The organism is Brevundimonas sp. Leaf280, assembly GCF_001422455.1.
Lineage (GTDB): Bacteria > Pseudomonadota > Alphaproteobacteria > Caulobacterales > Caulobacteraceae > Brevundimonas.
Map to the genome: position 1 here is coordinate 353,218 of NZ_LMNC01000002.1, position 24,798 is coordinate 378,015.

General features: G+C 63.1%; 19 protein-coding genes and 2 pseudogenes. 11 read left to right on the plus strand and 10 right to left on the minus strand.

What is annotated here, in order from left to right; translation table 11 throughout:
* Positions 1-92 precede the first annotated feature (92 nt).
* The 5 genes from ASF31_RS05350 to ASF31_RS05370 all read left to right on the plus strand — a co-directional run bounded on the left by ASF31_RS05350 (position 93) and on the right by ASF31_RS05370 (position 4,009).
* A complete protein-coding gene (locus tag ASF31_RS05350; protein WP_055753679.1) occupies positions 93-638 on the plus strand; it encodes a hemerythrin domain-containing protein in 546 nt (181 codons plus the stop codon).
* A 33-nt stretch (positions 639-671) separates the two neighbouring features.
* A complete protein-coding gene (locus tag ASF31_RS05355; protein ID WP_055753680.1) occupies positions 672-1,238 on the plus strand; it encodes an SRPBCC family protein in 567 nt (188 codons plus the stop codon).
* Positions 1,239-1,255: 17 nt separating this feature from the next.
* Positions 1,256-2,434, plus strand: coding sequence for a zinc-dependent alcohol dehydrogenase (locus ASF31_RS05360; RefSeq protein ID WP_055753681.1), 1,179 nt, complete (start codon positions 1,256-1,258; stop codon positions 2,432-2,434).
* A 224-nt stretch (positions 2,435-2,658) separates the two neighbouring features.
* Positions 2,659-3,228, plus strand: coding sequence for an arylesterase (locus tag ASF31_RS05365; protein ID WP_235551252.1), 570 nt, complete (start codon positions 2,659-2,661; stop codon positions 3,226-3,228).
* A gap of 4 nt (positions 3,229-3,232) precedes the next feature.
* Positions 3,233-4,009 (plus strand): exodeoxyribonuclease III, encoded by a 777-nt coding sequence (locus ASF31_RS05370; RefSeq protein ID WP_055753682.1) that lies wholly within the window; start codon positions 3,233-3,235, stop codon positions 4,007-4,009.
* 44 nt (positions 4,010-4,053) lie between these two features.
* On the opposite strand, the gene ASF31_RS05375 is transcribed toward ASF31_RS05370, so the two are convergent.
* Together ASF31_RS05375 and dinB are read right to left on the minus strand one after the other, a co-directional pair.
* Entirely contained in the window at positions 4,054-4,614 is a 561-nt protein-coding gene (locus ASF31_RS05375; RefSeq protein WP_082465027.1) for an alpha-ketoglutarate-dependent dioxygenase AlkB, read from the minus strand.
* A complete protein-coding gene (gene dinB, locus ASF31_RS05380; protein ID WP_055753683.1) occupies positions 4,611-5,684 on the minus strand; it encodes a DNA polymerase IV in 1,074 nt (357 codons plus the stop codon). Before dinB ends, ASF31_RS05375 begins: the two co-directional genes overlap by 4 nt.
* A 110-nt stretch (positions 5,685-5,794) precedes the next feature.
* On the opposite strand from dinB, the gene ASF31_RS05385 reads away from it, so the two are divergent.
* The 3 genes and pseudogenes from ASF31_RS05385 to ASF31_RS14920 all read left to right on the plus strand — a co-directional run.
* The gene (locus ASF31_RS05385) at positions 5,795-9,055 is read left to right on the plus strand and encodes an error-prone DNA polymerase (protein ID WP_055753684.1); all 3,261 of its coding nucleotides are present in this window, start codon (positions 5,795-5,797) and stop codon (positions 9,053-9,055) included.
* 141 nt (positions 9,056-9,196) lie between these two features.
* Positions 9,197-9,352 (plus strand): annotated as a pseudogene (locus tag ASF31_RS14915) (helix-turn-helix domain-containing protein); the annotation flags it as partial.
* Positions 9,353-9,445: 93 nt separating this feature from the next.
* A pseudogene (locus tag ASF31_RS14920) lies at positions 9,446-9,667 on the plus strand (peptidase S41); the annotation flags it as partial.
* A gap of 94 nt (positions 9,668-9,761) precedes the next feature.
* Here ASF31_RS14920 and ASF31_RS05395 read toward each other — a convergent pair.
* From ASF31_RS05395 to ASF31_RS05425, 8 genes are all read right to left on the minus strand, one after another.
* A complete protein-coding gene (locus ASF31_RS05395; RefSeq protein ID WP_082465029.1) occupies positions 9,762-11,024 on the minus strand; it encodes a ComEC/Rec2 family competence protein in 1,263 nt (420 codons plus the stop codon).
* Positions 11,025-11,107: 83 nt separating this feature from the next.
* Positions 11,108-14,461 carry a TonB-dependent receptor domain-containing protein gene (locus ASF31_RS05400; RefSeq protein ID WP_082465030.1) on the minus strand — a complete coding sequence of 1,118 codons (3,354 nt, stop codon included), beginning with the start codon at positions 14,459-14,461 and terminating at the stop codon, positions 11,108-11,110.
* Between the two features lie 84 nt (positions 14,462-14,545).
* Positions 14,546-15,556, minus strand: coding sequence for a FecR domain-containing protein (locus ASF31_RS05405; protein WP_055753688.1), 1,011 nt, complete (start codon positions 15,554-15,556; stop codon positions 14,546-14,548).
* Positions 15,525-16,127 (minus strand): RNA polymerase sigma factor, encoded by a 603-nt coding sequence (locus ASF31_RS14235; protein WP_082465031.1) that lies wholly within the window; start codon positions 16,125-16,127, stop codon positions 15,525-15,527. The genes ASF31_RS05405 and ASF31_RS14235 overlap by 32 nt, the downstream gene beginning before the upstream one ends.
* 95 nt (positions 16,128-16,222) lie before the next feature.
* Positions 16,223-16,417 carry a DUF6255 family natural product biosynthesis protein gene (locus ASF31_RS14925; protein ID WP_369814629.1) on the minus strand — a complete coding sequence of 65 codons (195 nt, stop codon included), beginning with the start codon at positions 16,415-16,417 and terminating at the stop codon, positions 16,223-16,225.
* On the minus strand, positions 16,414-17,979 hold the full coding sequence (locus ASF31_RS05415) for an ATP-binding protein (RefSeq protein WP_082465053.1): 1,566 nt from the start codon (positions 17,977-17,979) through the stop codon (positions 16,414-16,416). The genes ASF31_RS14925 and ASF31_RS05415 overlap by 4 nt, the downstream gene beginning before the upstream one ends.
* Before the next feature lie 137 nt (positions 17,980-18,116).
* Positions 18,117-19,613 carry an ATPase domain-containing protein gene (locus tag ASF31_RS05420; protein WP_055753691.1) on the minus strand — a complete coding sequence of 499 codons (1,497 nt, stop codon included), beginning with the start codon at positions 19,611-19,613 and terminating at the stop codon, positions 18,117-18,119.
* 351 nt (positions 19,614-19,964) lie between these two features.
* Complete coding sequence (locus ASF31_RS05425) at positions 19,965-20,591, minus strand: tyrosine-type recombinase/integrase (protein ID WP_055753692.1); 627 nt, start codon at positions 20,589-20,591, stop codon at positions 19,965-19,967.
* 448 nt (positions 20,592-21,039) lie between these two features.
* Between ASF31_RS05425 and ASF31_RS05430 the strand changes: the two genes are divergently transcribed.
* From ASF31_RS05430 to ASF31_RS05440, 3 genes are read left to right on the plus strand one after another with little or no spacing between them, the layout of a single operon-like run.
* On the plus strand, positions 21,040-22,038 hold the full coding sequence (locus tag ASF31_RS05430; RefSeq protein WP_055753693.1) for an SDR family oxidoreductase: 999 nt from the start codon (positions 21,040-21,042) through the stop codon (positions 22,036-22,038).
* On the plus strand, positions 22,035-23,882 hold the full coding sequence (locus tag ASF31_RS05435; RefSeq protein WP_055753694.1) for a glycoside hydrolase family 15 protein: 1,848 nt from the start codon (positions 22,035-22,037) through the stop codon (positions 23,880-23,882). The genes ASF31_RS05430 and ASF31_RS05435 overlap by 4 nt, the downstream gene beginning before the upstream one ends.
* Entirely contained in the window at positions 23,875-24,768 is an 894-nt protein-coding gene (locus ASF31_RS05440) for an SDR family oxidoreductase (protein WP_055753695.1), read from the plus strand. Before ASF31_RS05435 ends, ASF31_RS05440 begins: the two co-directional genes overlap by 8 nt.
* Positions 24,769-24,798 lie beyond the last annotated feature (30 nt).

Consider the following 24,798-nt stretch of genomic DNA (forward strand, 5'->3'; position numbering starts at 1 on the left):
ACTGTCGAGCTGGACACCTGTTGTGCCCGTTATTGGACAGGCGGAACGGACAACTCCCAACGGCTCTTGAACCCTCTTTCACGGGAGGTTTGATGTCCCTCATCGACAAGGCGCTCGCCGCCCTCACCCCGCAGCCTGACGACGAGACGCGCAAGGCGGCGACGGAAAAGGCCCGCGCCGCCTCCCAGGCGGGAGATTGGCTTTCGCTGGTGCTCGATCATCACGACGCCATCCGCGCCGCCTTCGCCTGCGGCCGGACTGCCAGGACCGCCGCAGAAAGAAACGCCGCTCGCGATGCGCTCGCGGTCGTGCTCAACGGCCATGCGCTGGCCGAGGAGCTGGTCCTCTATCCCGCCCTCGGTCAGGCCGGCGAAAAGATGCACGCGGCCCACGCCTATCTCGAGCAGACGACCACCAAGGCTCAGATGGCGGAGCTTGAAAATATCGCACCCTCAAAGCCCGCCTGGCTGGACAAGTGGGTCCAAATCGAAGGCGCCGTTCTCACCCACATGTTCGAAGAAGAAAGCGATTGGTTCCTGACGCTGAGGGCCAAGGGTGACCACCAGGTCCGTCTGGCCTCGCGTTACGCCGAAGAGTTCGAACGCTACGCTGGCGCGCCCCAGTCTCGAGCCGCCTGATCCCGACCGTCCAACATCAAGGAGGCATCAACGATGTCCGCCCCTCTTTCGACAGACGCCGACGTCCAGTCACCCGCCTTCCACGACGACGACTATGTGAAGGGCGCCTACGACTCCACCAGCATCCGGGCCGTCATGATCAACCAGCCTCGTCAACGGCTTTATGACTACTGGCGCGACTTCCGAAACCTGCCCAGTTTCATGGAGAATGTGAGGTCGGTGGATCTTCTGGACGACCTCCGATCGAGCTGGAGCGTCGCCGGCCCGGCCGGTGCGGAGATCGAGCTTGTCAGCGAGATCATCGAAGATCGTCCCGGCGAGTACATCGCCTGGCGCTCCACAGAAGACAGCGACGTCGATCACCAAGGCTGGATCGAGTTTCGCGACAACGCCTTCGGCCGCGGAACCGAGGTGCGTGTCCTGATCAGCTACGACCCGCCGGCGGGCGCCGTCGGCAAATTGGTCGCCAAGGTGATGCAGCGCGAGCCCCGGGTGCAGGCCCGGCGCGAGCTGCGACGTTTCAAACAGCTGATGGAGACGGGCGAAATCGCGACGTCCAAGGCTCCCGACGCGGCGCCGCGCGCCGACCGTCATTTCTGATCCAGGAAGGAATTCCCATGCGCGCCCTGACTTGGCACGGCAAACACAATGTTCAGGTGGACACGGTCCCCGATCCCCAGATCGTCAATCCCCGCGATGCGATCATCAAGATTACGGCGACCGCCATCTGCGGATCAGACCTGCACCTCTACGATAGCGTGATCCCCGGCATGTCCAATGGCGACATCCTCGGCCATGAGTTCATGGGCGAGGTCGTTGAGATCGGCCGTGGCAATACGAGCCTTCAGGTCGGCCAAAAGGTCGTCGTCCCCTTCGTGATCGCCTGCGGCTCCTGCTTCCATTGCGGCAAGCAGCAGTTCTCGGCCTGCGACAACTCCAATCCGGCTGACAAGTCTGACGCTTCCGAGATCGCCTACGGCTATCCGGCCGCCGGCCTGTTCGGCTATTCGCACTTGACCGGCGGCTACGCTGGCGGCCAGGCGGAATACGTCCGCGTCCCCTATTCCGATGTCGGCCCTGTCGTGGTCCCGGACGGGATCGAGGATGAGCGGGTGCTGTTCCTGTCCGACATCTTCCCCACGGGTTGGATGGCGGCCGAGAACGCGGAGATCGAGCCCGGCGACACGGTGGCGATCTGGGGCTGCGGCCCGGTCGGCCTGTTCGCCATCAAGAGCGCCAGATTGATGGGCGCCGGCCGCATCATCGCCATCGACCATCATCCACGCCGACTGGAGCTCGCCAAGGCGAACGGCGCGGAAGTGCTCAACTATCATGAGGTCAAGGTTCGCGAAGCCCTGATGGAGATGACCGCCGGGATCGGTCCGGACGCCTGCATCGACGCGGTCGGTATGGAGGCGCATGGATTCTCTCCGGACAACATCATCGATGCGGTGAAGCAGGAGACGAAGCTGGGCACGGATCGCCAACATGTCCTCCGCGAGACGATCATGGCCTGTCGCAAGGGCGGCCGGGTATCGATCCCCGGCGTGTATGGCGGAATCGGCGACAAGCTGCCGATCGGCGCTCTCATGCAGAAAGGTCTGACGATCAAGACCGGCCAGACCCATGTGCAGAAATACCTGCCGCAGCTCCTTGAACTCGTCATGGACGGAAAGATCGACACGACGGATCTGATCAGCCACCGCCTGCCCCTGGAGCAGGCGCCAGAAGCTTACAAGAACTTCCACGACAATCCGAACGAATGGACGAAGGTCGTTCTGAAGCCGCACGGCTGATCAACGGCCTTCGTTCGAGTTCCACTGCCGTGAAGATGATGGACAGCCAGACGTCTCAGCGCATCACGGCCGGAGCTCGGGATCGTTTTCAGGTGATCTGGCAGGAACAGGCCAGGTTCGGCGAGCTTTTGGGTAGGCCATGACGCTGAACCCACTGCTCGCCGACCGCCCCAGGTCCGGTTTCGGCCTGCCCGCCTCATCCGCCCGCGACGGGAGAGCATTTCTTGATCACCGCTGAGCAGGTCGTAACGCTTCTTGGCGATTCCCTGACCGCCGGCTACGGACTGAAAGCGGCCGAAAGCTTGCCGCGCCAACTGGCGGCGCGACTGGCGACCGAAACCCCACCGGTTCGCGTCATCGGCGCAGGCGTGTCCGGCGACACGACAGCGGACGGCCTGCGACGGCTTGATCGGGACGTACCGGCTCAGTCGGATCTTTGCGTCGTCGCCCTAGGCGCCAACGACATGATGCAGCTTGTCTCGGCCGACCGCGTGAGGGACAATCTTCTGTCGATCATCGACAAACTCCGACGGCGCGACATCCCCGTTCTGCTGAGCGGCATGCGGGCGCCGCCCTGGTTCGGCGCTTACGCCTGGGCGTTCGACAAAGTCTATCCCGAGGTCGCTCGAAGAGCGAACGTGCCCCTGATGCCGTTCCTTATGGACGGTGTCGCGTTGCACCCAGCCTATGTCTTACCGGACCGGATCCATCCTAACGCCGCTGGGGTGGGGAAGATGGCTGACGCCCTCGCACCGCCGGTGCGCGCGGCCTTGGCGGCCTTGCGGACGCGATGACGGGATGCGGATCGCCACCTTCAACATCAACGGCGTCAATCGTCGCCTGCCCAACCTCCTCGGCTGGCTGAAACGGGCCCAGCCGGACGTGGTCTGCCTGCAGGAACTGAAGGCGGCCGACACGCAGTTCCCGGCCGCCGAGCTCGAGGCGGCCGGCTATAGCGCGGTCTGGGTCGGCGAACCGCGCTGGAACGGCGTCGCCATCCTCAGCCGGATCGGCGCGCCGGTCGTGACACGACGCCGGCTACCTGGCGCCGCCGACGACCGCCAGGCCCGTTATATCGAGGCGGCGGTGAACGGCGTGCTGATCGGCTGCCTCTATCTGCCCAACGGCAATCCCAGGCCCGGGCCCAAGTTCGACTATAAGCTGGCCTGGGCCCGACGGCTCACCGCTCACGCGGCGTCGCTTTATTCGACCGAGGCGCCGGTCGTTCTCTGCGGCGACTACAATGTCGTCCCGACCGACGCCGACATCTACAATACGCGCTCTTGGAAGACCGACGCCCTGCTCCGACCCGAGAGCCGCGCCGCCTTCCAGAGCCTGCTCGACCAGGGCTGGACCGACGCCCTGCGCGAGCGCTTCCCGCACGATCCACCGCCTTGGACCTTCTGGTCCTATTTCCGGGAGGCCTGGTCGCGCGACGCCGGTCTGCGGATCGACCACCTGCTTCTCAACGGGCTTGCAGCCGAACGCCTGACCGACGCCGGGGTCGATCGCGCGGTCCGCGGCGTCGAGGGTGCCAGCGACCATGCGCCGGCCTGGATCGACCTCGCGGACTAAGCCGATCCGGATCCTTCTATGCCAGCCGGCCGCGCCATTGAACGTCAGGCGGCCATGGTCCGGAAGGTGTTGGAATAGCGCAAGGCCGTCATCGGCGTGATCGAATGCTCCCAGTCCGCGCGCGCCTCCCCCGACAACCGATAGGCCGAGCCGCACGCCAGCGGCGCATTTCGGCGCAGAAAGCCCGCCCCCTGACGACGGCGCAGCCGCATCACGCAGGGCGCGAGGAGGGACAGGCCCAGGATCTCTCTGTAGACGGGGCGGTCGCGATGCCAGCCGATGCCGGCGCCCGGCGCATATTCATTGACCAGAACCTGGACAAAGGCCGCGCCGTCCAGATCGAGGCGACCCGCCAAGCGCGCCATCAAGGTCGAGAGAAACGCCGGCCACCCCGCGCCATCGCCCCCGCGGTCGAAGGCGGCGATCCGGCGATGACCCAGGTAGCCCAGATGTTCATAGGGTTTGAACGCCAGAGTCTGGAGCGCGGCGACTAGCGCGGCCTGTTCGGGCGCCGACAGGACGTCCGCCCAATAGTCAAAGCCCGCCACCACGGGCGTGCGCGCGGGTGCATCGCCGAACAGGTCGATCTGCGATAGTTCGGTCACGACAGGACCAATTGGTTCGCCGCAGCGCCGGTCGTCTGCAGATTGGACAGGCTTACCCCGACCAGGCGCACGCCCCGGCTTGGCGGGTAGAGGGACCGGACCAGCACCCGACTGACCTCGTGCAGGGCCTGGCGGGAGGCCACGGGCTCGGACTGGGACCGGCTTCGCGTCGATTGCTGGAAGTCCGCCCATTTGACCTTGACGGTGACCGTCCGTCCCCGACTTCCGGTCTTCTCGCACCAGGCCCAGACATCGTCAGCCATGGCTGCCACACCGGCTTCGATCGCGTCCGGATCGGTCAGGTCGGAGGCGAAGGTCGTCTCCGACCCGCTCGATTTGCGAGTCCGGTCCGGATTGACCGCCCGGTCGTCCCGCCCGCGGGCGATGGCGTGGTACCAGGGCCCGGACTTGCCGAAATGATGCTGGAGAAAGGCCAGGGATTGACGCCGCAAGTCTGCGCCGGTGCGGATCCCCAGCCCTTCCATCTTGGCGGCCGTCACCGGCCCCACACCGTGGAAGCGCTGGACCGGCAAATCCTCGACGAAGGCCTCGCCGCGCCCTGGCGCCACAACGAACTGGCCGTTCGGCTTGTTCTGGTCCGACGCCAGCTTGGCCAGGAATTTGTTGTACGAAACGCCTGCCGAAGCCGTCAGGCCGGTCTCCTCGAGGATACGCCGCCGGATTTCCTCCGCCGTCGCCGAGGCGGTCCCCAGGCCGCGCCGATCTGAAGTCACATCGAGATAGGCCTCGTCCAGCGACAGGGGTTCGATCAGGTCGGTGTAGTCCGCAAAGATCGCATGGATCTGCGCCGACACGGCGCGATAGACCTCGAAGCGCGGCGGGACGAAGACGAGGTCCGGACACTTCCGCTGGGCTGTTGTCGAGGGCATGGCCGATCGCACCCCGAACCGCCGCGCCTCGTAGCTGGCGGCCGCGACCACGCCGCGCGCCGCCGCATGACCGACCGCCACGGGCCGCCCTCGCAAGGCGGGATCATCTCGCTGTTCGACCGAGGCGAAGAAGGCGTCCATGTCCACATGGACGATCTTGCGGGTGGCGACGCCAGACATGCGCCATGCATATCAAGACCAGAACAAAAAGAAAACATTTGTCCACGGCGACGCTTGCCATTCGGCTCGCCGGAGTGCTGTCGGGGAGGTCGAACACCCGCTTAATCCCTATGCCATACGTCGAGCTCCAAGCCACTTCGCACTTCTCCTTCCTGCGCGGCGCCAGCAGTTGCGAACTGCTGTTCGAACAGGCGCGGCTGTGCGGGCTTGAAGCTTTGGCCATCGTCGATCGCAACTCGCTAGCGGGGATTGTCCGCGCCCATGAGGCGGCCAAGGCCTCCGGCGTACGGCTGATCGTTGGCTGCCGGCTTGATCTGATCGATGGGACGGGCGTGCTTGTCTATCCGACCGATCGACCGGCCTATTCCCGACTGACGCGCCTGCTGTCGTTAGGCAAGCGCCGCGCCGGCAAGGCCAAATGCCACCTCGACTGGTCGGACCTGAAAGACTGGTCGGAGGGCTTGATCGCCATCCTGGTTCCGGACGAGGCGGACGAGGCTTGCGCCGCCAATCTGCGACGGCTGAAGGCGTCCTTTCCTGCGGGAAGCTATCTCGCCCTGACGCTGCGACGACGCCCAGGGGACGCATTGCGACTGCACGACCTGTCGAACCTCGCCGTCCAAGCCGGCGTGCCGACCGTCGTGACCAACGACGTCCTGTTTCATCATCCTGACCAACGCCTGTTGCAGGACGTGGTCACCTGCGTGAGGCACGGCTGCACCATCGACGAACTGGGCTTCCGGCGCGAACGCCATGCGGATCGCTATCTGAAGCCGCCCCACGAGATGCACCGCCTGTTCAAGGCCTATCCCGAGGCCTTGGCCCGCTCAGTCGAGATCGCCGACCGCTGTCGGTTCTCGCTGGATGAGCTGGCGTATCAGTATCCCGACGAGGTCTCGACTCCCGGCATGACGCCGCAGCAGACGCTGGAACAGCTGACCTGGGCCGGGGCCGCAGATCGGTACCCGGAAGGTCTGCCGGACGGCGTGCGCAAAGCGCTTAGGCACGAACTCGATCTGATCGGCCAGCTCGACTACGCCCCCTATTTCCTGACGGTCCATTCGATCGTGCGCTTCGCCCGCAGTCAGGACATCCTGTGCCAGGGTCGTGGTTCGGCCGCTAACTCCGCCGTCTGTTACGTGCTGGGCATCACCTCGATCGACCCGGGCCGGAATGATCTACTGTTCGAGCGCTTCGTCAGCCAGGAGCGTCGCGAGCCCCCGGACATCGATGTCGACTTCGAGCACGAGCGGCGCGAGGTCGTCATGCAGTGGATCTTCGAGACCTACGGCCGCAACCATGCGGCCCTCTGCTCGGTCGTCACCCGCTATCGCTCGCGCGGCGCCCTGCGCGACGTCGGCAAGGCGCTGGGTTTGAGCGAAGACCTGATCAAGACCTTGTCGTCGCAGGTCTGGAGCTATTCCAGCGAGGGTGTCGAGGACAAGCATGTCGCGGATCTCAATCTCAATCTGGAGGACCGGCGGCTTCGCCTGGCGCTGGAGCTGTCGCGCCAGCTGATCGGCGCCCCGCGCCATCTCAGCCAGCACCCCGGCGGCTTCGTCCTGACCCACGACCGCCTGGACGACCTGGTCCCGATCGAGCCGGCGGCGATGAAGGATCGCCAGGTCATCGAATGGGACAAGGACGACATCGACGTCCTGAAGTTCATGAAGGTCGATGTGCTGGCGCTCGGCATGCTCAGCTGCATGAAGCGCGGCTTCGACCTCCTGACCGAGCACAAGGGGATTGCGCTCGACCTCGCCACCATTCCGGCGGAGGACCCCAAGACCTATGCGATGATCCGCAAGGCCGACACGCTCGGAGTCTTCCAGATCGAGAGCCGAGCCCAGATGGCTATGCTTCCGCGCATCAAGCCGCGCACCTTCTACGATCTGGTTATTGAGGTCGCCATCGTCCGACCCGGTCCGATCCAGGGCGACATGGTCCATCCCTATCTACGCCGCAGAGAGGGCAAGGAGGACGTCGTCTATCCCAAGCCCGAGCTAGAGAAGGTGTTGGGCAAGACCCTGGGCGTGCCCCTGTTCCAGGAACAGGCCATGCGGGTCGCGATCGAATGCGCCGGCTTCACCGCTTCGGAGGCCGACCAGCTTCGCCGGGCCATGGCGACGTTCAAGTTCACCGGCGGGGTCAGCCATTTCAAGGACAAGCTGATCAGCGGCATGGTCGAGCGCGGCTATGACGCCGCCTTCGCCGAGAAGACCTTCAGCCAGCTGGAAGGGTTCGGCTCCTACGGCTTTCCGGAAAGCCATGCGGCCTCCTTCGCCCTGATCGCCTACGCCTCCTCCTGGCTTAAATGCCATCACCCGGATGTCTTCTGCGCCGCGCTGCTAAACGCCCAGCCCATGGGCTTCTATGCGCCGGCGCAGATCGTCCGTGACGCCCAGCAGCACGGCGTTGAGATCCGGCCCGTCTGCGTCAACGCCAGCCGCTGGGATTGCACCTTGGAGCCTGCGGGCGAGGATGGCCGGCTTTCTGTCCGTCTCGGCCTTCGCATGGTGCGCGGCCTGGTGAACGGCGACGCCGGCCGCCTCCTGGCGGCGCGGACGGACGGCGCCTTCCGCTCCGTCGACGACCTGTGGCGACGCGCCGGCGCCCAGACCGCCAGCCTCGTCCGCCTGGCGGAGGCGGACGCTTTCCGCCCAGCCCTTTCGCTCGACCGTCGGGATGCGCTGTGGGCCATCAAGGGGCTGCGGGACGACCCCCTCCCCCTGTTCGCCGCCGCCGACGCCCACGCCCACGCCCAGAAGCCGGAAATCCTGGAGCCGGATCCTGGCCTCAAGCCGATGACGCCCGGACGGGAAGTGGTCGAGGATTACAGCCACATCGGCCTGACCCTGCGCGATCATCCGCTGAGCTTCCTGCGCGGCGATCTGCAGGCCCGCCACGTCATGACCTGCGCCGACGGGACGGCCATGCGCGACGGTCGGCTGACGCGCGTCGCAGGCCTCGTGCTGGTCCGTCAGAAGCCCGGCAGCGCCAAGGGGGTCATGTTCATCACCATCGAGGACGAGACCGGCGTAGCCAATCTGGTCATCTGGCCGAGCCTCTATGAACAGCAGCGCCGCGTCGTGCTGTCGGCCTCCATGCTGGTCGTCGACGGCAAGGTTCAGCGTGAGGGCGACGTCGTCCACATCGTCGCAACCAAACTTCACGACGCATCGGCCCTGCTCGCTTCAGTCGGGGATCGGGGCGAAGCCTTCCCCCTGCCCCACGGACGCGGCGACGAATTCCATCGCGGCGGGTCGCCGGATGCGCGCGACGCGCCCCCTCGCGCGATCAAGGTCCGGGACATCTATATTCCCGATCTCCACCTCGACACGATCAGACCGAAGACGCGGGACTTTCGGTGAGCGGATTGAAGGTGACCGTGGTCACAGGAGGTTGCGGCCCGCCAGCTCTGCGACACAGTTCTTGCGCTGACGCGGCCTCGGGCCGTTACTCCGGCTTATGAGCGATTATGAAAACGACTGGACGTCGCGATAGGCAAGGCTATCGGCGACCGCCGTGAAGCTGTGGGTATGACGCAGCGTCGGCTGGGGGCAGCGATTGGCGTCAGCGTTCAGCAGATCCAAAAGTATGAAACCGGGTCAAATCGTATCGCTTCATCGAAACTGATGCTCGCTGCGGACGCGTTGAAGTGCGATGTCGCCGAGCTTTTGGGCGAACGTCGTGGCGAACCTCCTGGAACAGCTTGTTTGATCCGAGCGTGGTCGAACCTCAACGACAAGCAACGCGAAGCCGTGGGCGAGACCACAGGCGGCAATCGGCGCGGCATAAACGGCGGCGCCTTCTACTTCCTGCGGCTACCTGCCACCGGCCTTGAAGTCGACCTGCCGCTGATCGGTACATTCCCGCAACAACCCCAGCCGGATACAGGCGTTCAGCCGGACATCACCATCCCGCGCACGGCCCAGGCGATCGCAAGAGGGCGCGATCCGGTGATGGAAGCGGCGCTAACCTGATCAAGCCGACCGGTTCGCGCCAAGCTGGCTTGGAGAATGGCGGGACCTGCCTCCGACCTGGCGTCATTTGGCGGGAATGACCGAGCCGCTTTGATCACCTGCTCTGATAGGGACCAAAAACGGCCTTCACCGTCATATCTTCAGTGGCGTCGTCCAGCACGAAGACGCGAAAGCTGTCGCCGCCTTCAGTGACGCGGATAACCACGTGGCCCTGAGTGCTCTTTGCCGTCTCCGCTACGCCGTAGGTCGTTGTGGCGGTCGCCTGCGAGACATTGGTGACGAAGATGTCGCGTTGTCCTGGCCAGACCCGTTCCGAGGTCATTCGTTTCCAGGTGTTCACCGACGGATGCCCGTCGGCCCGAGACCCGATGACGATCACCCGGGGACGAAGCGCCGCCAGAAATGGAATACTGTTGGAATCCCAGCTGCCATGATGGTTCGCCTTCATGGCGTCGACCGGCCCAGTAGCCTGGCCGACCGAGGGCTCCACATCCCCCCAGGCAGGCGGGGTGACCGCTGTCTCCTCATTGATCGAAGACAGGTCGCCGCCAGTGAAATAGTCGAACGGACCGTAGCTGACGCGAAACGCGATGCTGAATTTGTTCTCGTCCGGCTGGTCGTCTTCAGGCCAGGTCTCAAAGGCAGGGAACAAAGCGCGTGTTGCCTCGCCCTGTCCGGTCCAGAGCACCCCGTTTGCGTATAGGTTCCGGATCTGGAATTGGGGATAGGCGTCGGCGTCGTGCACCAGGATCAGTTGATTAGCGCGCCCGGGCTGGAATCGCTCCACTTGAAGATGATTGTGTTCGGCCTGCCACGCCAGGAAGGTGCGGTAGTTGGTCATCGTGCGGTCCGAAATCGGCCTCGGATAGTCGTAGTCGGGCCAAGCGCGGTCGATCACCTTTGCGATCGGCAGATGCTCCGCGACTTCCGTGATGCCGCTCAGCCGATAGGTGCCATTGGCCGCCCACGGCGAACTATCTACGATCGCGCCCATGTGGTCGCCGTGGAAGTGGCTGATCAATGCATAATCGATTCCCGGTGCGGACGGGGGCAGAACGCGCTGCAGATAGCGCGCCACCCATTCACCCGGAGCGCGCGAACTGTCAGGCCGTGTCGGCAGCGAGAAGGGCGGCCGTTCCACGGTCTTGCCACTCATGTCAACGAGAAGGCTGGTGCCATCAGGCAGGATCAGTAGCTGGGCCTCCCCTCGTCCCGTATTGATGTGGTGAATGTCCATCTCGCCCTTCCGCCATGGGCGCAGCGGTGCGCCGATAGCGGGATTGATGGTTTGCGCCCAGGCGGGGACGGCGAAGCCCACGACAAGAGCGGCGACGGCTAAAACAGGTCTAGGTGTCATCTTGGCCTCGAAGGTCGCTTAATCGCGGCTTGTTGCGGAGATTTGGGATTGGGCGTCGACGCCCGCACGACCGGCGGTCGAGATCAGAAGCGAGCGCGAAAACCGACCGTGGCCTTCTGTCCGCTGTAGATATCGATTTGGCTGTGGTGACCCTTCGATCCCGGCCAAATCTCGCTGTTGTCATACCAAGTACCGCGATGATTGCCGAAGATGTTGTTGGCGCTGAAATAGGCCTCCAGTCCCATAAAACTGCCCCGGGTCTTTTTGATCAGCGTGTAGCTGCCCGAGATATTCACCTCGAGATAGGGAATGAAAGGTTGGGACTGGGTGATGACGCCTTGGGGCGTAGCGATGTTGCCGGTCTGGCCGCGGTCCTTCTCATTGGACCATACGCTGTTCAGATTTAGCCGTGCCGGCCCCTGGCGCCAGCTCAAACCAAATTGTCGAACTTGGGTGGAGACGCGCTCCTGAACGACGTCAGGATCGCTGTAGAGCCACGACCCACGCACCGACAGACCCCGCAGCGCTCCAGGCAGATAGTCCATGGCGTGGTTGAACTCGAGTTCGTAGCCATTGATGCCGACCTCTTGATCAGACCGGTTCGTGTAGGACTCAAAGGTAGCGTCGGCGTATTCCGTCCCCTCGTAGCCGAACTCCTGGGCTGTAAAGCTGCGCGATATGATCCCGTTCTTGATGCGGTTGCGATAGTAGTTGACCCCGATCAGACCAACCGGTTCGAAATATTTGACCACTCGAACCGAGACGTTGTCCGAATATTCCGGCTTCAATTCGGGGTTCGGGGCCGTGACCACGACGCCCTCTTCGGTCAGAGCCGTCGACCAAACCCCCGCAAGCAAGCTGACGTCAGGTCTTTGAATGGTCCGGCTATAACCAACGATGAAGTCGATATTGTTGTCGAACCGGTAGCGGACTGATGCACTTGGAAAAACGTCTGTGTACCGCCCTTCTCGCTCAACTTTAGGGCGCGTCAGGTACTGATATTCTAGGCCGGCGATTGTGGTGGCCCGGCCAGTCGCGGCATTGACCGCATAACCCGCTCTCATGACCTCTTGCGCACTCAGAGGATCGAAATCGGCGCTTCGGCCCGTCGTTTCTTCAGCTCGCAGACCCGCCCGTAGCGTCAGGCGATCCGTGAGTTCGGCCGTCGCCATCAGATAGGCGGCGCCGATGTCTTCCTCGTATTCGCGGGTATTAACGATGTTGGCGTTGTACCAGTTGCTTGCCGTGACCGCGTTGGTCCACTGGCCTGGGTTCGCCTGCATCATGTCGTAGATCTTCGTCAGGCTCGGCATATAAAGGCCGTTCCCGGACAGTGTTCTGACCCTTATGCCGCTGTTGGCGAACGAGGCCTGATTGCTGCTTTGCACAGCCCGGAGGAACTCGGTGTTGGTCAGCGGGCCGCTGTAAATCCACTGAAGGGCTTCGCTGTTGTTGGCGTAATCGTAGGTGTTGTGGGCCAGTTTCACGCCCGTTTTCCAGGTCACAGGCAGTCGGCCGAATGTCGTATCGAACTCAAGATTGAGCCCTCCGCCCAGCATCTCGGCCTGGATTGAGGATCCCGAGGTGGTCCGGATTTGCGGTCGGTTGGAGCCATTGACCGTGCTGAGCGTGAAGCTGGCAGGATCGGCCCAGTCAGTCCCGCTGACCTGTTGGATCTTCCAATCCTGATCGAGAAGGTTGCCGCGCGCCGCACTGAAGTTGCCACGCGCTTCCACAGCGTTCAGCAACGTCGAAACCTGACCCCGAGCCGCTGAATCATAACGGCTGCTAGAGTCCGAATAGGCCGCATAACCGTCCACGCGGAAGCGAGCGCCCGACCACTCGAAACTGGGAATGACGCTGGTGGTTTCGCCCACCTTGTAGGTGAAGGTGTTGGCCAGAGACAAAGTGGTCGATGTCGCGGCAGCATTTGTGGTGAAGTCGAGCGCGGGGTCGCCGCCGCCGCTGACACCCCGGGTGCGCGCCAGCGTCGTGAAGGTCGGCGTGAAGGTGCTGGGCTCTATGTCGCCGCGATTGTAGGTGCTGATCAGTGATAGGATCAGATTGTCAGCGGCCTTGAAGTCCAGTCCAAAAGTCGCGGACTTGCGATTGTATTCTCGGTCATAGAAGGCGCTGCCGATCGATGTCACGGCATAAGGCTGGGGACTGACAGCGGTAGGTATGTAGTTTCGGCCCGCCGTGGTCTGGACATGTTCGATCAGCGTCGTGGAGTCGCTTAGACCCGCCGTCACGCCCAAACGCCCGCCCAGAAAAACGTCAGCGTAGGTGATTTGAGCCATGGGGAGAAACTTGCGGTCGCCATAGCCGCCTTCCTGCCAACCCGTTTGATAATCATCCCAAAGGCCTGTGTGGGTCGAGGCGCCCAACTGCACAGTGACGCTGCGCCCGCGGCGATCGAAGGCCTTGCGCGTCCGGATGTCGATCGTCCCGGCGGGCGCGTTGGCGTCCATGTCAGCGCTGGTCGTCTTGGAAACGCTGATGGTGTCGATCCCCGTCAGCGCCAGCTGCTCGAAACTGTACTGGCGCGACGTTGGGGAGGTCGTGCTTGTATTCGCGTCAGCGCCGCCAGCTAATGACCGGCCATTGACAGTGATGCCGGTGTACCGAGACGGCAGGCCTCTCAGAGAGATGTTGCGGGGCACATCGTCAGCCACCACGTCGAAATCCACACCGGGCATATACTTCAGGAATTCGGCGGGGTTGCCGTCGCCGATTTCGCCAAAGCTGTCTGCCGACAATGTGTTGACGATATTCATGGAGGCGCGCTGCTCCATGATGGCGCGCGCGTCGCCCTCTCGTGCTCCGACGACGACGACTTCGGCGACCTCGGTAGCGGATAGATCTGAGGCCGCCGAAAGGGAACTGCGCAGTTCGACGTCGCTCCGCGCCACCCCTCCGGCAGGCACACGGACTATTGTGCGAGCGGGGACGTAACCTGTGTACTCAATCGTCAACTCCACATCCCCTGCGGGAACGCCAGCGACCCTGTATTCGCCCCGTTCACCCGAGATGGCGACTTGGCGGCCGTCAATCTTCACGACAGCGTTGCGCAGATAGTCACGGGTAGAGGGATCCGAGACTGTCCCGGTCACCACGCCCACCGCCGATGCTCTGACCGAGCGCAAGGTGATGAGTGAACCTGTATCGGCCGCAATCCGCAAAGGGGAGCCTGCGATAAGTCGCTCCATCGCATCACGCACCTTCAGTTCGCCTATGATGGCGGGCGTGCGCACGCCTTCCAAATCGCGCGCGGACGCGACAACCTGAAGCCGCGCCTGCCGGGCGAACTCAGGAATGGCCGTCACCGCCGGTTGTGCGGGAATGCTGAAGTCGCGGGTTTGCGCTTGTGCCTGCTCAAACGCGCAGACGACAAATACGGCTGAGCCGCAGGCGAGAAGAGCCTTGTGAGACATCATGATCTTTCCCCGTGCCGCTGAGAGGCGACCTATGATCGGGGAGAGGTTTGGGCGGATCGGGTTCCGCCATCCGTCATGAAACTTTTATGCGCCAGCCTGCGGCAGGCCGACCACTACGCGAGTTCGCTCCACCCTTATTGGGGCGCCAAAGAGATCGGCGACGGCTCGGCTGAAACCAACCGGATCATTCGCGGAAAAAAGGCCTGACACGGGTTCGCGCGCCAGCGTCGGATTGGCGATCAATATCCGCACGTTGCTGTAGCGCTGAAAAGCTGAAGCCGCCTGTCCCAGACTTTCGCCCTCGAATGCGATCTTGCCCTCGCGCCAAGCCAACTCTCTGTTGATTACGGTCGGAGAGACATGACGCGGCAGGGAGTCTCGGCACCCGTCTCCTCCGCTCCCGAGGGTGATCTGCGTGTCCGACCGTAACAGATCGCGTCGGCCGATCTGGTCGTCGCCGATCTGGACAACACCTTGGTGAACCAACAAGTCGATCGGCTCTTGTTCAAGCTTACGAATCCGGAAACCACTGCCCTCTGCTGCTTCAATCTGGCGATGGCCGACTTCAACGACAAAAGGCCGACCCTGATCGCCCAGGACGGTGAAGTCCGCCTCCCCTTCGAGTAACCGCACCAGACGCCTTGTCTTGCTGTAGCTGACGGTCACGCGAGACGCCGTGTTCAAGACAACCGTGGACCCATCGGGCAGCGGAACTAGACGCATCTGTCCGCGCTCGGTCGCGTAGGCCGTTGGCGCTGTGAGGATGAATTCCACAGCCGCGACTGTGGCAACGCAGGCCGCCGCTCCACCGCTCCATACCATCAACTGGCGACGCGATAGGCTCTTTTGCACGGGAGGACGCCGTGTGGACCTAGTGAATCGCCTCGGATCAAAATCCCGGCCGAGAGCCGATGCCGCCTCGCTGCTCAGGCCTATGGCGCGAGCCCGCAACAGGGCACCGGCATGGCGGGAATCCGCATGCAGCCACACGTCCAGCGCAGCTTGATCTTCGTTCGACAGCTGCCCCCGATCCTCCCGCGCGACCCAAGCCGCTGCGGCGTCGTCAATGGCCTGACTTGTGTCTCTTGCGACCATGGGGGACGCGTTTCTCCATCTTCAAATCTGTAGAGCGTTGGGACGCGCCATTTCCGCCATCTGCGTACCAATCAATCAGAAAACGAACGCCTCGCGCGATGTGCTTTTCAACCGTGCTTTCCGACAGACGCATCTGATGCGCGATCTCGCGTTGGGCATGACCATGTACCCGGCGAAGGATGAAGGCTTGGCGCGTTTGGCCGGGCATGGCGGCGATCGCTTCAGCCAATCGTCGCAACTCGTCACGATCTATGAGCGACTGTTCAAGCGAAGCCGCCCCATCGATCGGATCGAACCCATCCATCTCCTCGATCGCCTGAATCGATACGACCTTGGCTCTTCGAATGTGGCGCACGACGATCGAATGAGCGACCTGGAAAATGTAAGCGCGGGGGTTCTTTATGTCGCCCACGTGTTCGCGCGCGGCCAAAACGGTATAGGTTTCCTGGATTACGTCGTCGACATCGATGCCCGCGTAGCGTTTCCGCCTGAGCCAGATCCGCAATCCGGGCTCGTGAGGCAAAATATGGCGGCAAAACCACCGCGTCTTTTCTTCGGTGAAAACGAACATTGAGCCGATCCCCTGAAGCGGGACCGGTAGACGGCGGTCTTTACGACGGCGTGACGGACGCGTGACGTCTTGCGCAGCGACACCGCGAAAGTGAGCTAACAGACGATTGCGAAAGACGCTCCGCGGCTTCTGGGAAACTTCAGCTTCGTCGAGGCAACGCCGGTCGCCATCACTAATTGCGGCCGCAATGCGCCAGAAGCGGTCATTCGCCGGCTGCCGCAAACACGACATTCAGTGTGATCGAAAGTCGTAATTCCAGCTGACAGCCCATGGCGGTTCCCGACCCTTATCGGACATCAACAGGCGCTACCGTAGTCATGGAGCAAAGCACCCGCGAAAGTTTCCCGGCCAAGTCGTTTTGATCGAACGGCTTGCGGACGATCCGGTCCTCGGTCGTCGCAGCCAAGGCCTCAAGATCGGCATAGCCTGTCGCAAAGAGGATCGGGAAGCCTGGCTTTCGGGCTGTCATCTCTCGAGCGACTTCTCCCCCATTCATACCTGGCATGGCGAAGTCCAGCACGACGGCCCGAATGCTGGGGTGCTGATCGAACAAATCCAAAGCCGCGCCCCCGCTGCCGGCTTCGATGACGCGATAACCCAGATCGATAAGTATGCCGGATGTCACGGCCCTTACTGCGTCGTCATCATCGACGACCAGAATGGTCGTGTCAGGGCGCGGCGTCAGGCTGATGGGAGCGACAGGGAGCGTCTCAGTCTGTGGATTGTCGGCTGCGCGGGGCAGAAAAATCCTGATTGTCGTGCCGCGGCCAATCGTTGTCTCGATCGTGACGCCGCCCCCGGATTGCTTCGCCAAACCGTACACTTGGCTCAGCCCCAGGCCGGACCCCTTACCCACCGCCTTCGTTGTGAAAAACGGCTCGAACACCCTCGCGAGCACCTCGTCGGACATGCCTGAACCATCGTCCGCCACCGACACCATGACGTAGTCTCCGGCAGGAGGCTCCTCCGGTGTCGAGGGCGTCCGCCCGACAACGTTTGCAGTCTGTATTTTCAGCGTTCCGCCGACGTCCATCGCGTCACGAGCGTTGATGGCCAAGTTTAGAATGACCAGTTCGATCTGGGTGGGATCGATCATGGCCGGCCACAGATCCTTTGCAAGCTCGGGTTCCAGGATCCGAACGGTCCCGCCGATAGTGCTTTGGAGAAGGTCCTTCATGCTGCGCACGGTTTCATTGAGGTTGACCGGGCGCGGCTCAAGCTTCTGCCGACGCGAGAAAGCCAGCATCTGAGCGGTCAGCTGCGCGCCCCTGTGGGACGCCTCCGCCATCATGGACAGTCGCTTCCTTAGGGAGGGATCCTCCGTCCGTTTCAGGATCTGCTCGACGTTGCCGATAATTACCGTCAGCAGATTGTTGAAGTCGTGGGCCACCCCAGAGGTTAGCTGCCCCACAGCCTCAAGACGTTGAGCCTGGCGCAGTGCATGCTCGGCTTTTTCACGTTCGGTGATTTGATCGGCAAGCTGTCGGTTGGCGGCCTCGAGTTCGCTGGTTCGCTCAAGGACGCGACGTTCCAACAGCGCCTCGCCGCGCCTGATCTCATCGATACGCTCACGCGCTTCATACTGGCGGCTTCGGCCACGCAGAGCGGTGCGGACCGCGCTGACAAGGGTGGTGGGATGGAAGGGTCGCTCAAGAAAACCCACATTGCCGAGCATTTGCGAAAGCCGTTGAGCCAGCGGGTTGCGCTCAACGCTGCCGCCGCGCTGGGTCAGAATCAGAAACGGAAAATCCGACCATGACGGCTGGCTTTGGATCCATGCCGAAAGCCCGCTGAGATCAGCCGAACGCAGGACGTCCTCAACGACGATCGCCAAGCCGGCGCCTTCGTCCATGCGGAATAGGAGGTCGTCGATATCCCGGCAGAGAAGCGCCGGACACCCCGCCTCTGAAAGGATCGCGAGAGCGATCGCTCCGTCGCGCCCCGATGGGGTCAGCACCAAAGAGCGGCGTGAAATGCTGCCTCTTTCACTCACGCGGAGGAATCGCCCATTAGGCCGGCACCAGGCCCCACGAAGTTGGGCACGCCCCGTAATACGCCCTGAAACTCGTTCAGGGGTGCACCGAGCGTGAGCCCGTTTGAACCGATGTTGAACTCGCGGATCGTCGTCTCGTGCCGACCAGCCCGCTTCTTGATGACCGAGACGGCCCGTCGAACTTCCCCCCTTGCTTCGAAGTACCGAAGCAGGATGACCGTGTCCGCCAGATAGGTGACATCGATCGGAGCCTTCATCTCGCCGACGAGGCCATGCTGGGCGACCGTCAAATAGGTCGAGGCGCCCTGTCGGTTGAGGTATTGGAGCAGTTCGTGGATGTGGAGCACCAAAAACTGCTCCTGCGGCATGGCGGCTTGGTATCCATTCAGGCTGTCGATCACGACGGTCTGGATGTCTCGGGACGAGACGCACTCGCGAACGCGCGACGCGAACTCCCCCGGTGAAAGTTCGGCAGCGTCGACCTGTTCGATGATGAGGTCGCCGTTCGTCTCCATTGACTTAAGATCGATGCCCAGCTTGGCCATCCGGTCGTAGAGGAGACCAAGCTCTTCATCGAAAACGAATAGCGCGGCCTTCTCGCCGCGCTTCACTGCCGCGACGGCGAAGTTGATCGTGAAGAGCGATTTACCAGTGCCGGCAGGTCCCAGAATTAGCGCGCTGGAACCGCGCTCGATCCCCCCGCCCAGTAGGGTGTCAAGTTCGGCCACGCCGCTCGACATCAGGTCGCGAGCGAAGGCGGAGTGGTGTTCGGATGCGACGATCCGAGGATAGACCTCCAGGCCGCCGGTCTTGATCGTAAAATCATGGTAACCGCCCCGGAAGCGACGGCCTCGGTATTTGATCACCCGGACCCGGCGTCGTTCCGCGCCGTATTCGGGCGCCAGCTCTTGTAGCTGAATCACGCCGTGGGCGACGCTATGCACCGTCTTGTCGTTGATATCGGTGGTCAAATCGTCGAGCAGTAGGACCGTGGCCCCATGCTTGGCGAAATAGTGCTTCAACGCCAAAACCTGGCGTCGATACCGGAGCGAGCTCTGAGCTAAGAGGCGGATTTCCGATAAGCTGTCGATCACCACGCGGCGGGGATGATTACGCTCGACGGACTCGAAGATCATCCGCGTCGTCTCGCCTAGCTCCAGGTCCGACGAGTAAAGCAGGCTCTGCTGTTGTTGTTCGTCCAAAAGGCTCTCAGGCGGAACGAGCTCGAAGATATCGACGCCTTCAAGCGACCATTTGTGATTTCGAGCTGTGCCACGCAGCTCTTCCTCGGTCTCGGAGAGGGTGATATAGAGCCCGCGTTCGCCGAGCCGCGCGCCTTCGAGCAGGAACCGCATCGCGGAGGTTGTCTTGCCGGTCCCTGGCGCGCCCTCAAGAAGATAGACGCGTTCGCGCTCCAGCCCCCCCGCTAAGATATCATCCAGCCCTGGAATGCCGAACGCTGCGTCACGATGCTGGGTATCTGTTGTCGCCACGTTATGTCCCCAGCCCCTAATCAGACTACAACGCCTTTCTGCTGATGTAGTTACATCAGACTGCCCATGAGCGCCACGTTCACGTAAATTTCCGCTGTCGCCGCGCTTAGGCAACTCGGTTGGGGTGCCCGTCGGATGAAGTCCGCTCACCCCCAAATTGTGCCGGGCCAAAAGCGCGCTAATTCCCTCTTCCACCGTTGTGGCCGCTTATCGAAGTTACGCTTCGCGACGGAGCGCCGGATCGGGATTGAGGGCACCTCGCGCCTTTTCGAACTGGTTAGTAATGTCCGCTTTCCACCCTAAGCAGACTTTTGGGCAGTCCGCTCTCCAAAGAACTGCCCGAAAGCCGGCTTAGAGGTCGATCTGTTCCGATATCTCCAAAGCGTCATCGACTTCGATGCCGAGGTATCTAACGGTGCTTTCCAGCTTTCCGTGACCGAGCAGAAGCTGACACGCGCGCAGATTTCCGGTCTTTTTGTAAATCAACGCTACCTTTGTCCGTCGCAGGCTGTGGGTCCCATACGCACTTGGGTTTAGGTCGATCATTCTTACCCAAGTATCGACCAGCCGAGCATACTGGCGCGTGCCTATGTGCGCGCCCTCTTTGCTACGGCTGGGAAACAGCCAGTCGTCGCCTCGGCGCCCCCGGCGCTCCAGCCAATGCGCTAGCGCCTCCCTCGCGGCCTCAGTTATCTCGAACGGGACCGGGCGACCTGTCTTTTGCTGAATGATGGTCGAGCGCTGGCGAATGGCTCCGCCTTGAGCGATATCCGCTAGCCGAAGCTTCACCAGATCACAGCCTCGGAGCTTCGCGTCCAGCGCGATGTTGAACATCGCCAGATCCCGGACCGATCCAACCGATTTGAGATGCTGTCGGATTGCCCAGATGTGCTTAGGCTTGAGTGGAGCCTTGGCTCCAGTCATCCGACCAGCATTCCAGGGCTTACGAGGTAGCCAAAAAAGATCGGGCTGGCTCATGGCCACCTCCCACGATCAACGCCCCCTCCTCACCATACGCTTCAGACAGCGCTGATGCGCCAGAAGGAGACATTGGCGTCTAGCTCGAAACCGGACTTTCATCCGTGCTGCCCATTTGGTTGGCAACCGACCCATACCAGCCTGAAGTGCCAGCCCTGCCCAAGTCAGCTGGATGGCGCGATCACCGGTGTTGACGAGCAGATCACCAGGCCCTTGGAGCCACGGGTCATCGCCACATAGAGGTGGGCGGCGTCTGCGGTTTAGAGTTCCGGCAGGTTAGGTACGTCGTCGCCAGAGGCAGTCAAGCTGATAGCCCGAACGGCGGTTTAGGGTAGCAGCACCGATCTTCCGATCGGCAACCTTCCTCCGGACGTGTCGTTGTCAGAGCCTCCTCCCCTTCGGCCGCGACCGCGATCGTCATTCCGCAATCGAAATCAGAAGGATCGCCATGCCGGTCATCGTCGTCACAGGCGCCAGCGCCGGCATCGGTCTCGCGATCGCCGACCGGTTCGCCCGAGCCGGATGGCAGGTCGTGGTGATCGCCAGACAGGCTGAACGGCTTTCCAAAGCCGTCGAACAGCTGAAGCGTTCGGGACACCGAGTGATCGGCATGGCGGGCGATGTGTCCGATCCGGCCTTCGTCGAGCAGGCGGGACGCGATGTCGTGGACGCTTTCGGCGGCATCGATGTCTGGGTCAACAACGCCATGTCAACGGTCATCGGGCGCGATGAAGATCTGACCGACGCCGATTACCGCCGCGTCGTCGAGACGACCTATCTGTCTCAGGTCTACGGAACACGCGCGGCGCTTCGGGTCATGCGACCGGCGGACAAAGGGGCGGTGATCCAGATTTCCTCGGGATTGGCGCTGCGCCCTGCCCCCCTGCAGGCCGCCTACTGCGGCGCCAAGGCGGCCGTCGACGGGTTCACCGAGGCCATTCGGGCCGAACTGATCGTCGCAGCCTCCAACGTCACCCTGACCACCGTCTATCTGCCGGCCGTCAACACGCCCCAGCGTTTGTGGTCACGCAACCGGACAGACCGGGCGCAGGTCATTCCGGATCCTCTGTTCGATCCCCGCCTGTGTGCAGACGCCGTCTGGTCGGCCGTGCAGCGGCCCAGCCGCAAGGTCTTCGTGGGTCGCACGACATGGCTGATGGCGCTGGCGCAACAGTTCACGCCAGCGCTGGCGGATCGCCAGGCCGCCAAGATGATCACAGCGCAGCAGGGCGACCCGCAACTGCCGCGTCTCGGCAATCTCGATCAACCCGAAGACGGTCCGGCGGCGATCGACGGCCCGGACACCGAACGGGTGATCAGACCGTTGATCGGTTTCGTGTCCAGCCGCCAGATCGCGGCGCTCAAGGTCGCGGCGGTCGGCGTCCTTGCCGGCCTTGCCGGCCTTGCCGTAACGGCTGGCTTTGCGATCGGATCGTCCAAACGATGACCGAGACGACCTTTACGCCCCATCCGGCGCGCTCGTCGCAAGCGCTCCGTCCCGACGGATACGTCGCCCTCGAAGACTATGGCGTTCTGGGCGAGGGCCGGACGGTGGCTCTGTCGGCTTTGGATGGCGGCATTGACTGGTGGTGCGTGCCGGCGATCGACGCGCCGCCCCTTTTCGACCGACTGCTGGATCCGGCAGGCGGCCGGTTTTCGATCACGCCGACCGAGGCCTTCACGGCGAACCGCCGCTATCGCCCCGACAGCAATGTGCTGGAGACGGAGTTCACCACCGCCAGCGGACGCGCGCGCCTGACCGAGAGCCTGAACAGCGGCACGGCCGGTCGTTTGCCCTGGTGTGAACTGGCCCGCCGTATCGATGGCCTCGAGGGCGAAGTGACCTTCACCCTGGACATGCGTCCGGGGCGTCGGGGCGACACGGCCAATCCGTATCATTCGAAGATCGGCGAACACACGGTCTTCCATGTCGAGCGGGTGCTCGGCCTGTTCGTCCACGATCCGCGCATCTCATGCGAATGGTCCGACGAGGGCATTGTCGGAACCATCGTTGTCGGCGCAGGCGAGCGGCGCACCGTGGCCATCGTCGCTGGACGCGACGAACCGCTGGTCGTGCCGTCCATCGAAGAGATCGACGCCCGCATCGATCTGTCGGATCAGGAATGGCGGGACTGGGCGGCGCGGCTGAACTGTCCCGGCCTCTATCGCGACGACTTCATCCGCAGCGCCTTGGCCTTGAAGCTTCTGCTCTACTCTCCGTCCGGCGCCATCGCCGCCGCCGCCACCACCTCCCTGCCCGAGCGCCTAGGCGGCGACAAGAACTGGGACTATCGCTACGCCTGGCTGCGCGACGCCGGCTATACGATCGAGGCCTTCCTGGCGGCCGGCGCCCAGGCGGAGGCCAAGGCCGCCTTCAGTTGGCTGCTGATGCAGCTGAAGCGCCATGGCGCCAAGGTCTGCTACAGCCTAGACGGCGCACTCGTGCCGCCGGAAACACACTGGGACATGCCGGGCTATAAAGGCTCGCGTCCTGTGGTCACCGGAAACCGTGCCGCCGACCAGGCGCAGCACGGCGTGTTCGGCGACATCTTTGAGACCGCCTCACGTTTCGTCGGCTGCGGCAACATCCTCGACAGCGCCAGCGCCCAGCAGTTGTCCGAACTGGCGGATCAGTGCGCCGACGCTTGGCGACAGCCGGACGCGGGCATGTGGGAGCTGGAAGACGAGCAGCACTACACCATGTCCAAGATCAGCTGCTGGCAGGCCCTGGCCCGCGCCGTCGAACTGGCGGACGCCGGACAACTGCCGACGACGTGCCGGGATCGCTGGCGGCGGGAACGCGACCGGATTTTCGACTGGGTCGAGACGCATTGCTGGTCCGAAAGCCTTCAGGCCTTCGTCATGTATCCAGGCAGCGACAAGCTGGACGCCGCCCTGGCCCTGGCCGTGCGGTTCCGGTTCGATGGCGAGGATCGACTGCGCGCAACCCTTGAGGCGCTGGATCGCCATCTCGGCGCTGGCGTTTTCCACTATCGCTATTCCGGCATGCAAGCCGAGGAAGGGTGCTTCATCGCCTGTTCCTTCTGGATCGCCGAAGCCTGGGCGACGCTAGGCGAATCGGACAAGGCGCGCGCCCGCATCGACAGCCTGCGCGAAGCCCTCAGCGGCCGCTGGGGCATGCTGACCGAGATGATCGACCCGGACACCGGCGCCTACCTCGGCAACATGCCGCAGGGGCTCAGCCACCTCGCGCATCTGACCGCCCTGACCGCCGTCGGCAAGGCGCAGACCACTTCCCCCCAGCCCGAAACGGAGACGTTCCATGACTGATCGACTGACCCTTCAGGATCCGCGCGAGCAATATCCAAAGCCGCCGTTCCCGCGCCAACCGCAGTCCGTGCCCGGCGAAGCGCGCGAGATGGACCCCAAACCCGATCATGGCGAGGACAGCTATCAGGGTTCCGGCAAGCTGAAAGGACGTAAGGCCCTGATCACCGGCGCGGACAGCGGCATCGGCCGCGCGGCCGCCATCGCCTATGCCCGGGAAGGCGCCGATGTGGCCCTCTCCTATCTGCCGTCCGAGCGCAAGGACGCTGCCGAAGTCATCGCGCTGATCGAGGCTGAAGGGCGAAAGGCCATCGATCTGGCCGGCGACATCACCGATGAAAACTGGTGCCGGCAGATGGTCGAACAGGCCGTGTCCGCGCTGGGCGGACTGGACATCCTGGTCATCAACGCCGGCCGCCAACAGTATCGCGAGGACATCTCTCAGGTGACGTCGGAAGACTTCGACAAGACCTTGAAGACTAACCTCTATGCCATGCACTGGATCGCCCAGGCGGCCGTCCGGCATCTGCCGGCGGGCGCCTCGGTCATCACCACCGCCTCGATCCAGGCCTATGAGCCTTCGGCCATCCTGCTGGACTACGCCACCACCAAGGCCGGGATCGTCGCCTATACGAAGGCCCTGTCCAAGCAGCTGATCGAAAAGGGCATACGCGCCAATGTCGTGGCGCCCGGCCCCTTCTGGACGCCGCTGCAGTCGTCTGGCGGACAGCCGCAGGAAGCCGTGATGAAGTTCGGCGAGCAGGTGCCGCTGGGTCGTCCGGGCCAGCCTGTCGAGATCGCCCCGGTCTATGTGCTGCTGGCCTCTCAAGAAGGCAGCTACATCACGGGCGAAGTCTTCGGCGTCACCGGCGGCATGGGCGTCGCCTGACAAGACAAAACCGGCGGCGGGATCATCCCG

Coding starts and splice junctions, on each gene's coding strand:
- ASF31_RS14235 (WP_082465031.1), bottom strand. CDS start 16,127: ATGTTCGTTTTCACCGAAGAAAAGACGCGGTGGTTTTGCCGCCATATT.
- ASF31_RS05355 (WP_055753680.1), top strand. CDS start 672: ATGTCCGCCCCTCTTTCGACAGACGCCGACGTCCAGTCACCCGCCTTC.
- ASF31_RS05385 (WP_055753684.1), top strand. CDS start 5,795: ATGCCATACGTCGAGCTCCAAGCCACTTCGCACTTCTCCTTCCTGCGC.
- ASF31_RS05360 (WP_055753681.1), top strand. CDS start 1,256: ATGCGCGCCCTGACTTGGCACGGCAAACACAATGTTCAGGTGGACACG.
- ASF31_RS05350 (WP_055753679.1), top strand. CDS start 93: ATGTCCCTCATCGACAAGGCGCTCGCCGCCCTCACCCCGCAGCCTGAC.
- ASF31_RS05370 (WP_055753682.1), top strand. CDS start 3,233: ATGCGGATCGCCACCTTCAACATCAACGGCGTCAATCGTCGCCTGCCC.
- ASF31_RS05400 (WP_082465030.1), bottom strand. CDS start 14,461: ATGATGTCTCACAAGGCTCTTCTCGCCTGCGGCTCAGCCGTATTTGTC.
- ASF31_RS05415 (WP_082465053.1), bottom strand. CDS start 17,979: ATGGACGAAGGCGCCGGCTTGGCGATCGTCGTTGAGGACGTCCTGCGT.
- dinB (WP_055753683.1), bottom strand. CDS start 5,684: ATGTCTGGCGTCGCCACCCGCAAGATCGTCCATGTGGACATGGACGCC.
- ASF31_RS05430 (WP_055753693.1), top strand. CDS start 21,040: ATGCCGGTCATCGTCGTCACAGGCGCCAGCGCCGGCATCGGTCTCGCG.
- ASF31_RS05395 (WP_082465029.1), bottom strand. CDS start 11,024: ATGACACCTAGACCTGTTTTAGCCGTCGCCGCTCTTGTCGTGGGCTTC.
- ASF31_RS05425 (WP_055753692.1), bottom strand. CDS start 20,591: ATGAGCCAGCCCGATCTTTTTTGGCTACCTCGTAAGCCCTGGAATGCT.
- ASF31_RS05440 (WP_055753695.1), top strand. CDS start 23,875: ATGACTGATCGACTGACCCTTCAGGATCCGCGCGAGCAATATCCAAAG.
- ASF31_RS05435 (WP_055753694.1), top strand. CDS start 22,035: ATGACCGAGACGACCTTTACGCCCCATCCGGCGCGCTCGTCGCAAGCG.
- ASF31_RS05405 (WP_055753688.1), bottom strand. CDS start 15,556: ATGGTCGCAAGAGACACAAGTCAGGCCATTGACGACGCCGCAGCGGCT.